Here is a 12,444-nt window from a genome sequence, read left to right on the forward strand (position 1 = left end):
AATAATTATGTGGTTTAAAAATTATGTCTGTGTTACCTATTGTGACTGCTCCGGATTCAAGATTAAAACAAAAATCTTTGCCCGTAGGTACAGTCAATGATACTATAAGAAAGTTGATGGATGATATGGTTGAAACCATGTATCATGATCATGGGGTAGGACTTGCAGCAATTCAGATTGGAATAGTTAAGCGTATATTAGTGGTTGACTTACAGAATAGTGATGATACAGAAAGAGCGGAGGGTTTTTATCCGTTATTTATTGTAGACCCAGAAATAATAGATAAATCTAAAGAGTTAGTTGTAGCATTAGAAGGATGTTTATCTTTACCGGAACAGCAAATTGAGGTAGCAAGATATGAATCTATAAGTATAAGATTCTTAGATTATAATAATAGACAGCAAGAATTAAAAGCTGATGGTTGGCTTGCTAGGGTTATTCAACATGAGATGGATCATTTAGATGGTAGGTTGTTAGTTGATTATTTGAGTAATATAAAAAAGGATATAGCGTTACGTAAATTAAAAAAGCAAAAAAATAATAATTTATGAAAGTAATTTTTATGGGTACGCCAGAATTTGCCGTACCTGCTCTTAGAGAGTTAATTAACAGCAACGACCATCAGGTGGTTGGCGTATTTACTCAAGCTGCAAAATCTAAAGGGAGAGGGCTAAATGAGGTAGCATCGCCTGTACATCTCTTGGCATTAAAATATAATATTGCAACTTATACTCCTAAGACCTTGAGAACCGAAGAAATAACCAATTTAATTAATTCAATTGAGGCGGATATAATAGTGGTAGTTGCTTATGGGTTTTTAATACCAACAATTATCCTGCAAGCTAAAAAATATGGATGTCTTAATATTCATCCGTCAAGTTTGCCGCGTCATAGGGGGGCAGCTCCATTACAGCGTACTATTATAGAAGGTGATTTAGAAACTTCTGTATGTATAATGCAGATGGATGAAGGGCTGGATACTGGTGATATTATATTGCAGCATTCATTGTCACTTTCTCCTAGAATAACTTTACCAATTTTGCATGACCAATGTGCAAAAATAGGAGCAGATTTATTGATTAAAACCTTAGATAATATTGATAATTTACCAAGAATCACCCAGGATAAGAATGGGGTAACTTATGCTCATAAACTTAAGAAAGAAGAAGGGAAGATAGATTGGTGTGAGACTGCCTACAAAATAGATTGTAAAATTCGAGGTATGAATCCTTGGCCTGGTGTATATTTTGAATATAGAGGTAAAGTTATAAAGATTCTAGAAGCGTATTATAACGATTTGGATATTAATTTGCCACCTGGTACCGTAGTTAATAATAATAGTGTTTTGGAGATAGTTTGTGGTAAAGGTACTTTGATCATCCAGAAATTACAGCAAGAAGGAAGAAAAATCTTAAACGCAGAAGAATTTATGCGTGGCTTACAAAGACCTATAATTAGTTTAACTAAAGAAAAAGGGGATGGACTTATGCCTAGTATAGCTTAAGTATGGAAAGAGGAAGGCATCCAAATCGGAAGCTAAATTAATAAAAATGATAATAAACAATGGTAGCTCCCAACTTCAGTGTTGTTGTGCCAAAAAATGGCTGACAGAAGAGGAAATGATAAAATTTGCAGGCACAACAAATTATTTATTTTAGTTGTCGCTACACATATTTGTTCGAATATAAAAATTTCAAAATAATCCTATAATAATTATTAGCTTTACTACTTGATTATTTCTTCCCGACTTCCGCAGTTTTTATTAAGAGGAAGTCCTACAAGCCTTAGTTTGTAAGGGTTGTAGATTTTTAGGCACAACATTATTTGCTTATTTTAGATATATTTCTACAGCATCTGAGCGTTTAAGATTGAAGGTTTTATAAATCTTCCTCGCCTCATTTTTTATGTTGCTTGGTAGCCTATACAAATCTCCTGTTGTTGTATGCCTTAAAATTGAAGATTGTACTCCCATTAATAACTCAACTATATTAAGGCGTGTCATCAATTAAGTAATATAACAGAAGAAGCCAAATAAATTGCTCCCAGAAAATTCTGAGCTAGTTTATCATAACGTGTAGCAATGCCTATAGTACCCTACAATTTTGAGAAGATGAAGAAGAATGGTTGATTTAGAGTGGTGTGAAGTAGTATAAGGTAGGTATTTTTATAACAAAATGCATAATATAATACTTCAAGAATTGATTTTATATATAGACGGAAATAAATCAAGATTAAAATGTTTGGTTGGTATGGTAATTAGTTTGCTGACGGGCAGCTCAATTTATCAAAAAGGTTTAGCACTTGGTATTTTAGGTGATGCTAAAGCGACGTCAAAAACTCATAGAATTTATCGTTTTTTAAAAGATTTTAATTTTGATTATATGAAGGTTGGCTATTTGCTATTAAGCTTTTTTGCTTCAAAAAATTATGTCGTAGCAATGGATAGGACAAGTTGGAAATTTGGTAAATCCGATATTAATATTTTATTTTTAGTAATGGTAATTGGTAAAATATCGGTGCCAATATTCTGGAAGACTTTGTCGCATGGTGGCGGGTGTTCTGCAGAATTTATGAAGGAATTTTTACAGAAATTTATTAATAATTTTGGCGTTGAAAGAATAAAATATTTGCTTGCTGATAGAGAATTTATGAATAAAGAATGGTTAGACTTTCTGATAAATAACCATCTAAAGTTTGTTATTCCATTAAAAATGGATCATAAAATTCGTCTTACAAAAGGTTTAAGAACTTTAACCATTGAAAGAATATTTAGTGATGTTAAAGCCTTAGAGTATAGGGCTTGTAGTGGTATATTATGGAATAGAAAGGTTAATTTTACCGCATATAGAAATGATAAGAGCGAGCTGATGGTTCTGGTGTCTTCAATTGAAATAGAGCAAGATATTTTTGCTTTATATAAATTTCGTTGGAGTGTTGAACGACTATTTTTGCACCTAAAAAGCGGTGGTTTTGATATTGAAAAAAGTCACATTGTAAAATTGGATAGATTTGAAAAATTATTAGTGATAACTGCTATTGCTTCAGCTTTAATAGTCAAAAATGGAATAATACAAAATGCCTTAAATCCCATCCGAATAAAACGGTACAAAACCATTGAAAGACAATTGTTTTCATTATTTACCTATGGCTTTGATCATATCAAAAATGCTTTTTATCAATCTACAACAGCCATAACGCAGCTAATATCCACATTATTAATACCTCCCAAACAAAAACTTTTTTCTATCCTAATACCATCTTTACAAAAATTGTAGGGTACTATGGACGTCGTCACTCGTCACTCGCATATTACTTATAGGCGTCGCTCCCTCGTTCCTAGCCCCAAATTCTCCTGAATTGACTATATAGCAAAATTTCTGCCCACTAAGTAAAAAAGTAATTAATTATAGATAATGTTTTAAATATTGTCCCGTATGGCTTTCATTACAACAAGCGATATCTTTAGGAGTTCCAGTAGCTACTATGCTACCACCTTTATCCCCTCCCTCAGGACCAACATCTATAACGTAATCCGCTGTTTTTACAACATCTAGGTTATGTTCAATAACTACCACGCTATTACCCATGTCAACTAATTTATGTAGTACTTTAAGCAATTTATTAATATCATCTATGTGTAAACCTGTTGTTGGTTCATCAAGTATATATAAAGTTTTACCAGTTGAGCGTTTTGATAATTCTTTAGCTAATTTTATCCTTTGTGCTTCACCCCCAGACAAAGTAGTAGCCGATTGACCAATTTTTATATAACCAAGTCCTACCTCATTTAAAGTAACCAGTTTTTCGTAAATTAGTGGCACTTTTTCAAAAAAACTCATTGCATCTTCAACTGTCATCCTAAGAACGTCAGATATAGACTTATCCTTATATTTAATTTCAAGAGTTTCTCTGTTATATCTATCGCCATTACACACATCACATTTTACATAAATATCAGGCAAAAAATGCATTTCTATTTTAATCAGACCATCGCCTTGACATGATTCACACCTCCCACCTTTAACATTGAATGAAAACCTACCAACTTTATAACCCCGAGTTTTTGCAGTTGGTAGTTCAGCAAACCAGTCTCTAATATGGGTAAATGCCCCTGTGTAAGTTGCTGGGTTTGATCTTGGTGTGCGACCTATTGGCGACTGATTGATATCAATAACCTTATCAATATATTCAAGACCGGTAATTGATTTATATTCTCCCGGAAAGACTTTTGAAGATGGTTCTAAAAACTTTAAAGCGGCTTTATATAAAGTATGAATTATTAAGCTTGATTTTCCTCCGCCGGATACACCGGTTATTGCTGTAAAACTACCCAAAGGGATTGTAATATTAACATTTTGTAAATTATTAGACACAGCTCCAGTTAAGGCTATTACCTTACCGGAAGAGGATATTCGAGTATTTGCTGGTACTTCAATAAATTGTTTACCACTTAAATAACTGCCAGTTATGCTATTTGCACATTGTTTAATTTCCTCAATTGTTCCTTGGGCTACTATATGTCCACCATGAATACCAGCACCTGGTCCAACATCAATAATGTGATCCGATTCATACATTGTTTCTTCATCATGCTCAACAACCAGAACTGTATTACCAAGGTCTCGAAGATTTTTGAGAGTTTCTATTAAGCGAGCATTATCACGCTGATGTAAACCAATTGACGGCTCGTCAAGTACATATAACACCCCACTAAGTCCTGAACCAATTTGTGACGCTAAACGAATACGCTGGCTTTCTCCACCAGATAAAGTACCTGACCCTCTAGACAAAGCAAGATATTCAAGACCAACATTCATAAGAAATTGTAACCTTTCCTTGATTTCCTTTAAAATACGCTCGGCAATAGCTACTTGTCTTTTATTAAGCTGTTGGTCTAATTGATTAAACCATTTTTGTAGTTGTAAAATACTCAAGGCAGATACTTTTCCTATATGCATATCAGCAATTTTAATACAAAGAGACTCTGTCTTTAATCTATAACCTTCACAAGCTGTACATTTGTGTTCTGCTTTGTATTTTAATAATTCTTCTTTTACTAAAGAGGAATCAGTCTTACGCTCTTTTTCTTGTAAGCTAGGTATTATTCCGGCAAAAGGCTGCTGGATAGTCTGAGATTTAGAACCATCATGATATTGAAAATCTATAACTTCATCACCAGACCCATGGAGCAATATTTGCTGTATCGTATTTGATAATTCTGTAAAGGGCGTGTCTAATGAAAATTTGTAATGAGTCGCTAGGGCTTTTAATGTTTCTAGAAAGAACTTTGAGGATATTTTACCCCAAGGGGCTATAGCTCCATCCTTAATACTAATTCTTTTATCGGGAATAATTAAGTCTTTATCAAGAAATAATTCTTTGCCAAGACCTTCACATTTAGGACAAGCACCAAATGGGCTATTAAAGGAAAAGATTCTTGGTTCTATCTCAGCAATTTGGAAACCAGAAACTGGACAAGAATATTTTTCTGAAAAAATGATTCTCGAACCTTTAGTAAGGGTGGTCTCTACTCCGTTTGGTAAATCAACAATCTCGACATATACTATACCATCTGCCAATTTAAGAGCTATTTCCAAACTATCTGCAAGTCTATTACCTAAATCACTTTCTAGAGAAATCCTATCAACAATTACTTCAATATTATGTTTTTTATTCTTGTCAAATTTTGGTAGATTATCAATCTCATAAATTTCATTATTAATTACCAATCTGCCAAAACCCTGTTTTCTAAGATCAAGAATTTCACGTCTAAACTCACCCTTCTGTCCTCGGATAATCGGAGCTAAAATGTATAATTTACTTGCTTTAGGAAAGGCAAGAATGGCATCTATCATCTCTGATATAGTCTGATTCTTGATAGGTAGACCTGTTGCTGGAGAGTATGGGACTCCTACCCTTGCATATAGTAATCTCAAATAATCATAAATCTCAGTTATAGTACCTACTGTAGAACGTGGATTTTTAGATGTAGTTTTTTGATCAATAGCTATTGCCGGTGACAAACCAGAGACTGATTCAACATCAGGTTTATCCTGAAGATGTAGAAATTGCCTAGCATAGGAAGATAGACTTTCCACATATCTACGTTGCCCTTCTGCGTAAATAGTATCAAAAGCTAGTGAAGATTTACCAGAACCACTAAGCCCGGTAATTACCACAAACTTATTTCTTGGAATATCAACATTTACATTCTTTAAATTATGCTCCTTAGCACCGCGAACTTTAATATATTCTTGCATAATAATTTGTTATAAATTTTTAAGGAACTTTCAAAAAACTTGTAGCATTATAGGTCGTTTTGGATTACTATTGCAATAATAAATTTTTAAATAAATTAGGTAATGATTTGTGGCTGGTAGTTTAAATAAAGCAATATTAATAGGTAATTTAGGACGTGATCCAGAAATTAGGCATACGGCTGACGGTAAAGAGATAGCAAGTTTTAGTGTTGCTACTTCTGAGACATGGAAAGATCGTACTAATGGAGAGAAGAAAGAAAAAACCGAATGGCATAGAGTGGTAGTATTTAATGAAGGTTTGGTATCTGTTGTAAAGAATTATGCCAAAAAAGGAACTAGAGTTTACTTAGAAGGTATTTTACAAACTAGAAAATGGGTAGATAACCTTGGGCATGAAAAATATACGACAGAAATAGTGCTGCAGAATTTTAACTCGCAATTTATATTGTTAGATTCTAAAGGCGTTGGCATTCAAACATCAGATACTGTTGTACCCAAAAATACGGTTACTAACTTTGACCATAGCGATTTAGATGATGAAATACCTTTCTAGAGTTGCGGTAGTTTCTTTATCTCTGGCTCTTTCTTCTTGTGTTTCGTCTATAGAAACAAGGGTTGAGGAAGCAGAAAAACTAGCATCAATAAACAGGTTTGAGAAGAAACTTGTTAAGGCTGGGGGTTTTGTCATTACAACTTACCAACATATCTCGGATAAAGATAGCACTTATGTATTTTATATTGAGGGTGATGGAAGTATTGGACGTTATGCCGTCGCTAGCAATCCAACTCCTTCCAAGATTATGTTGTTTAAGCTTGCTACTCTTGATACTAGACCTAATGTAGTTTATATAGCTCGTCCATGCCAATATACACCAGTAGAGCTTAATCCTAATTGTAATCAAGTCTATTGGACAGACAAAAGAATGGCTGAAGAGGTTATAGAATCAACAAATATAGTAATAAATAGTATAAATAATGATAAGCCAGCTAGTTTAGTTGGTTTCTCTGGTGGGGGAGGTGTTGCTATCTTGGTGGCAGCAAGAAATAAACATATTAAGGATATAATAACTGTAGCCGGTAATCTTGATATTAAAAATTTTAGTGAACATCATAAAGTATATGCTTTAAAGAAGTCATTAAATCCCATAGATTATGCCATAAAAATCAATAATATCCCACAATTACATATTTCAGGAAGCAAGGATAAAATAGTACCTAGCAGTATTATGCATGGCTATATAAAAGCTAGTTCTTCAAATTGTATACAGCAAAAGATTTTTCCTAATATTACTCATACCAAAGGTTGGGATAAGGTGTGGCAGGATGTGCTGAAAATTAATCTTACCTGCAAATATAATGCTCGATAATCAAATTTTTTTGCATAGCTTATAAACGCAAAATTTGTCATATATGGACGAGTGAATTTGTCAACAAAGAAAATAAAAAAATAGAGCCACAAAGGAAGCGGTCATATATTCGGCATCGAGTGCCATAATGGTTTCTGCATTCTTATAAATATCCTTGAGTAACCTCTCATTCCCACGGCTTCTAGAGCCTCGACATACTTACGGATTTTGTTCAGAATACTTATTCATTAACTCTTTAACTTTCGTTCTCTTTATTGTTGCTAATCTTTACTCGCAATATTTATCAATTACCAATTTTTATTTAGTTGACATAGTTTTTTCTTTTTTCCAACTAAACTAATTTGCAGCATACTCGCTACCATTGTGACTACTGCATAAGAAATCCTTGCTAACTTATTTGCTAAACCAACACATATAATATTATATGATTTATTTTCAGCAAATTTCTTCACTGCCCACTGCACTAGTTTATCTTTCGATTCCTTATCACTTTTTGCTCTTATTGCTATTGTCCTTGCAGCTTGAATCAACATAGTTCTGGCATATCTATCTCCCTGTTTGGTAATCCCTCCTAAAACTATCTTATCTCCTGAGCTATGTTGCTTTGGTACCAAACCAAGCGAAGCAGCAAAATCCCTTGGGGTTGGATAACTTTCCATTGGGGCTACACTCAAACAACTAGCATTGATTGCTCCAATGCCAAAAATTGTCTGCAACCTAGTAGCTTTCTCACTTTGCTTATTATTACTGATAATCAGCTTTTCTAAAGTTTTCTTTTTGTTACACAAATCCTCAATTTCTTCACATTCTAAAAGTAAAATTGCTTGTATCCCAGAATTTATATAACCTTTACTATACGCTAACTCTACCTCCAACCTACATGATTTGCAAAATTTATTGTCCCAAAATTTGGTTAAAACCTCCGGCTTCAGCCGGAAAAGACTTCAGTCCTTGTTCTAAAATATTTCAATTTACTAATGTTATCATATATATTATTCTCTGAATAGAGAATAATATATATGACTGATTATAGTAAGTCTAGCCACACCGTATTTTACCACCGCTTCCATATCGTTTGGATTACTAAGTATCGATACAAAGTACTCACAGGTAACCTCAGGATTAGAATTAGAGAAATTATTGCTCAGGTAGCAGAATATCTTGGTATCAAAATCATCAATGGAATATTATCTGCCGATCATGTCCATATTATGGCTGAAATTCCACCTCATATATCCATTAGTCAGTTTGTTAAAGCAGCTAAAGGACGTTCATCATATAAAATTCAGCAAGAATTTCCTGAAATTAGAAAAACTTACTGGGGACGCCACTTTTGGGCTAGGGGCTTCTTTAGCTCAACCAGTGGTAATGTCACTGATGATATAATCAATAACTACATTAACAATCATTCAGATGCACATCAGCCTAATAATGTAATGAATATCTCTTTAGAGTAAATCCGTGACTTCTAGTCGCAACTTCAACCTACCAGCTTCAGCTGGTTAGTTATTGAGTTTTACCTAATTTTGTATTATAGCCATATTCACATAAACTTGATATTACATAATTAGTTTTTTGCACACGGTCTCTGATCGTATTACTTCTAGTTTTATGCAAAAATTTTATATCTTGTTCCTCTTTGCTTTTTGGCAGCACAGTTTTTAATTCTGGATCACGAGCCGCTTTGCATATTGCTAACGCATCGTTATAATCATTTTTCTGTTTCGATGTCGCATAAACTTTTACATCTTTTTTTTCATTAGTTTGACTTGTAAACCAAGCTTAGCAATTTCCTGTGACCAATAATTAGCTCCTCCACATGCTTCCATAGCTACCAATGAACTTTTATCGAGATTGCTTAAATAGGCTATCAACTCATCTCTTGTAACTTTTTGATAACCTATTTTTTTGCCATTTTGATCGACTTGCACCAAGTGCATACTATTTTTTGCTAAATCTATTCCTATTATAGTATTTTTATGCTATTATTTATCATGGTATGGACCTATTAATTAAATTATTATTTAATTAATAGGTCCATACCATGATAAATAACATTCCCGCGTAAGCGGGAATCTAGACCCCGCACCGAAGCAGGGGTGACACTAAGGTGTAATTTGTCATCCCTGCGTAAGCAGGTATCTAGATTCCGCACCGAAGCGAAAATGACAATTTATTGCTTCGTCATCCTCATGGTTTCATCGCAATAACGTTTGTCTTTACTTTCATAGAGAATTTTGTTTTTGCCGCAATCAACCAATCTTGAAATTCTTCTTTGCTTACTACTTCAATGGCAATAGGCATAAAGCCGTGATTAACACCACAAAGCTCTGAACATTGACCATAATACACACCTTTTTTACTAATTTTAGTCCATGTTTCGTTAACTCTGCCAGGAACAGCATCGATCTTTATACCTAATGCTGGTACTGCAAAACTATGTATAACATCCCCTGCAGTAATTAAAAATTTTACGGTAGTATTTTCTGGTATAATAATACGATTATCAACTTCTAATAATCTTTTTTGACCAGGTTTTAAGTTTTCATCAGTAATTAAACAACTATCAAATTCCATATTATCATGATCAGGGTAGATATAGTGCCAATACCACTGATATCCTACAACTTTAACCGTCATGTCTATTTCAGGAATATCTTCTGCAATACGTGCAACACGAAATGATGGTACAGCAATAATAATTAAAATAACTATAGGAATTATCGTCCAAATAATTTCAACCAATATATTATCAGAAAATTTTGCTGGAATAGGATTGGCTTTGGCATTAAATCTGATGCAAACATAAATTAATAAAACAATAATAAAAGCAACTATTCCTCCTGATATGAGCAGTAGGAAATTATGAAACTCCTGAAGCTCTTCCATAAGATGACTGGCTGGAGTCTGTAACAGCATTTGCCATGCCTGAGGTTCTGATGCTAGGCAGTTGTGAGCAAATAAGAGATATAAAATTAGACTTGCTACATAAGTCAATCTAGTTGATGATTTTGTCGTCGAAACTCGCCTTCGCTCCTCATGTACGTTTATGTACACTGCGGTGCTCGGCTTCGTTTCTCCTAAAAATCCTTCAACTATTTTTGACTTATGCAGCAAGTCTATTATAATTTTTTTCATAAATAGTACTTAGTGGACTCAATTCTATATGTTATAGTTAGACAATATAAGACGATATACAGTTTTATTAAAGTAAAAAATAAAGTATGGTGAAAAAACTTGAGGAATTTACTATTGACTTTAAATTGCCTTCTGATACGATTCAGCTTACTCAATAATGATTTAAGATTACAATATGGCAGGTCATTCAAAATTTAAAAATATTCAGCATCGAAAAGGTGCACAAGATAAAAAAAGGGCAAAAATTTTTACTAAGTTAGTTAGAGAAATTATTACTGCTGCTAAATTAGGGTCTGATATAAGCAATAATCCACGGTTGCGGAGTAGCATAGCTGACGCTCGGAGTCAAAATTTGCCAAAGGATCGAATAGATAAGGCAATAAGTGCGGCAAATGATTCGAATAACAACGAAAATTATACCGAGATTAGGTATGAGGGCTTTGCTCCCGGTGGAATTGCAATAATAATAGAGGCTTTAACTGATAATAAAAATCGTATGGCTGCGGAAATTAGGGCGGCTTTTAGCAAATTTGGTGGCAATTTAGGTGAAACGGGTAGTGTCAGCTATATGTTTGATCATCTCGGAGTAGTACAATATCCGGCAAATTTAGCCACAACAGAAGCTATGTTTGAAAGTAGCCTAGAGGCTGGAGCAAAAGATATGATTTCTGAAGAAGATACATATTTAATCTATACAGATATTGAGAATTTTGTGCAAGCTCTTGAATTTTTGACCAGTAAATATGGACATCCTGAAGAATCTTACATAGGTTGGGTGCCTAAAAATACCATAATTATAGAAGAGAATGATAAAGCCGAGAAGTTGTTAAAATTAGTGGATATTTTAGAAGAAAGTGATGATGTGCAAAAAGTTTTTGGTAATTATGAATTATCTGACGCAATTTATGAAACTATGAAGGACGTTTAATATGGACTGCCAAGTTATTGTTCTAGCTGCAGGTAATGGTAGAAGAATGGAATCTACCTTACCAAAAGTAATGCATAAAGTTGGTGGTAAATCGATGCTTGATAGGGTAATAACCAATGCCCAACAAGTTAGCAATGAAGTTATCTTAGTCCACTCCTGGCAATTAGAAAAACATATTGCTTGTTATAAAGATAGTTGTAAATTTGTTTTACAGCCAGAACCCCTTGGTACTGCTCATGCGGTATATAGTGCTTTGGACTTAATTGATGACAATAAAATTGTAGCCGTACTTTATGGAGATAATCCTTTAATTACGCCAGAGATTATTAATGATTTACTAAAACATCTAGTTTTAACAAATTCTGCCATAACAACCTTGTGTTTTGAGCGAGATAATCCTGGGCAATATGGGCGAATAGTTACTGATGAATTAGGAAATTTTTTGAAAATTGTTGAATTTAAACAAGCAACGAGTGAAGAACTAGCTGTAACAATTTGTAATTCTGGTATTATGGCTTTTGCCAATGGTGTATTAAAAAAATATTTACCTACTATTTTTTTAAAGAGTCCTGATAAATCAAAAGAGTTGTATTTAACGGAACTGGTAAAAATCGTTAAGGATAATGGCGAAAAAGTATCGTATTTGCTATCCGCCAACCACGACATAGTGGTCGGAGTAAATACTAAACAAGAGCTAGAAGAAGCTAATAGAACTATTTCTAAGTTAGCAGGAATTAAATTAATAACTTAA

13 protein-coding genes and 1 pseudogene are annotated in these 12,444 nt (G+C 33.7%); 8 read left to right on the forward strand and 6 right to left on the reverse strand.

Going from position 1 to position 12,444, the window contains the following annotated elements:
* Positions 1-23 precede the first annotated feature (23 nt).
* Together def and fmt are read left to right on the forward strand one after the other, a co-directional pair.
* Positions 24-551 (forward strand): peptide deformylase, encoded by a 528-nt coding sequence (gene def, locus NBW66_RS07650; RefSeq protein WP_250310586.1) that lies wholly within the window; start codon positions 24-26, stop codon positions 549-551.
* Positions 548-1,504 carry a methionyl-tRNA formyltransferase gene (gene fmt / locus NBW66_RS07655; protein WP_250310587.1) on the forward strand — a complete coding sequence of 319 codons (957 nt, stop codon included), beginning with the start codon at positions 548-550 and terminating at the stop codon, positions 1,502-1,504. Before def ends, fmt begins: the two co-directional genes overlap by 4 nt.
* A gap of 324 nt (positions 1,505-1,828) precedes the next feature.
* Here the strand turns inward: fmt and NBW66_RS07660 are convergent, their stop codons facing one another.
* Positions 1,829-2,002, reverse strand: coding sequence for a hypothetical protein (locus NBW66_RS07660; RefSeq protein WP_250310588.1), 174 nt, complete (start codon positions 2,000-2,002; stop codon positions 1,829-1,831).
* Positions 2,003-2,174: 172 nt separating this feature from the next.
* On the opposite strand from NBW66_RS07660, the gene NBW66_RS07670 reads away from it, so the two are divergent.
* Positions 2,175-3,275, forward strand: coding sequence for a transposase (locus tag NBW66_RS07670; protein WP_250310546.1), 1,101 nt, complete (start codon positions 2,175-2,177; stop codon positions 3,273-3,275).
* Positions 3,276-3,404: 129 nt separating this feature from the next.
* Here NBW66_RS07670 and uvrA read toward each other — a convergent pair whose 3' ends face one another.
* On the reverse strand, positions 3,405-6,263 hold the full coding sequence (uvrA, locus tag NBW66_RS07675) for an excinuclease ABC subunit UvrA (RefSeq protein WP_250312159.1): 2,859 nt from the start codon (positions 6,261-6,263) through the stop codon (positions 3,405-3,407).
* A gap of 106 nt (positions 6,264-6,369) precedes the next feature.
* On the opposite strand from uvrA, the gene ssb reads away from it, so the two are divergent.
* The gene (gene ssb / locus NBW66_RS07680; RefSeq protein WP_250310589.1) at positions 6,370-6,813 is read left to right on the forward strand and encodes a single-stranded DNA-binding protein; all 444 of its coding nucleotides are present in this window, start codon (positions 6,370-6,372) and stop codon (positions 6,811-6,813) included.
* Positions 6,797-7,627 carry an alpha/beta hydrolase family protein gene (locus NBW66_RS07685; protein ID WP_410525786.1) on the forward strand — a complete coding sequence of 277 codons (831 nt, stop codon included), beginning with the start codon at positions 6,797-6,799 and terminating at the stop codon, positions 7,625-7,627. The genes ssb and NBW66_RS07685 overlap by 17 nt, the downstream gene beginning before the upstream one ends.
* A gap of 287 nt (positions 7,628-7,914) precedes the next feature.
* On the opposite strand, the gene NBW66_RS07690 is transcribed toward NBW66_RS07685, so the two are convergent.
* Positions 7,915-8,502 carry a transposase gene (locus NBW66_RS07690; RefSeq protein ID WP_250310591.1) on the reverse strand — a complete coding sequence of 196 codons (588 nt, stop codon included), beginning with the start codon at positions 8,500-8,502 and terminating at the stop codon, positions 7,915-7,917.
* Between the two features lie 144 nt (positions 8,503-8,646).
* Here NBW66_RS07690 and tnpA point away from each other — a divergent pair, with 144 nt between their 5' ends.
* Entirely contained in the window at positions 8,647-9,084 is a 438-nt protein-coding gene (gene tnpA / locus NBW66_RS07695; RefSeq protein ID WP_250310592.1) for an IS200/IS605 family transposase, read from the forward strand.
* Positions 9,085-9,133: 49 nt separating this feature from the next.
* Here the strand turns inward: tnpA and NBW66_RS07700 are convergent.
* From NBW66_RS07700 to coxB, 3 genes and pseudogenes are all read right to left on the reverse strand, one after another.
* A pseudogene (locus tag NBW66_RS07700) lies at positions 9,134-9,358 on the reverse strand (IS110 family transposase); the annotation flags it as partial.
* 11 nt (positions 9,359-9,369) lie between these two features.
* Entirely contained in the window at positions 9,370-9,567 is a 198-nt protein-coding gene (locus NBW66_RS07705; RefSeq protein WP_250310593.1) for a hypothetical protein, read from the reverse strand.
* A gap of 250 nt (positions 9,568-9,817) precedes the next feature.
* Positions 9,818-10,765, reverse strand: coding sequence for a cytochrome c oxidase subunit II (gene coxB, locus NBW66_RS07710; protein ID WP_250310594.1), 948 nt, complete (start codon positions 10,763-10,765; stop codon positions 9,818-9,820).
* Between the two features lie 175 nt (positions 10,766-10,940).
* Between coxB and NBW66_RS07715 the strand changes: the two genes are divergently transcribed.
* Both NBW66_RS07715 and NBW66_RS07720 read left to right on the forward strand, forming a co-directional pair.
* Positions 10,941-11,693 carry a YebC/PmpR family DNA-binding transcriptional regulator gene (locus tag NBW66_RS07715; protein ID WP_250310595.1) on the forward strand — a complete coding sequence of 251 codons (753 nt, stop codon included), beginning with the start codon at positions 10,941-10,943 and terminating at the stop codon, positions 11,691-11,693.
* 1 nt (position 11,694) lies between these two features.
* Positions 11,695-12,444: a sugar phosphate nucleotidyltransferase gene (locus NBW66_RS07720; RefSeq protein ID WP_250310596.1), complete on the forward strand. Its 750-nt coding sequence runs from the start codon at positions 11,695-11,697 to the stop codon at positions 12,442-12,444.

This window comes from Rickettsia endosymbiont of Oedothorax gibbosus (assembly GCF_936269705.1).
In the GTDB taxonomy this organism is placed as follows: Bacteria; Pseudomonadota; Alphaproteobacteria; order Rickettsiales; family Rickettsiaceae; genus Tisiphia.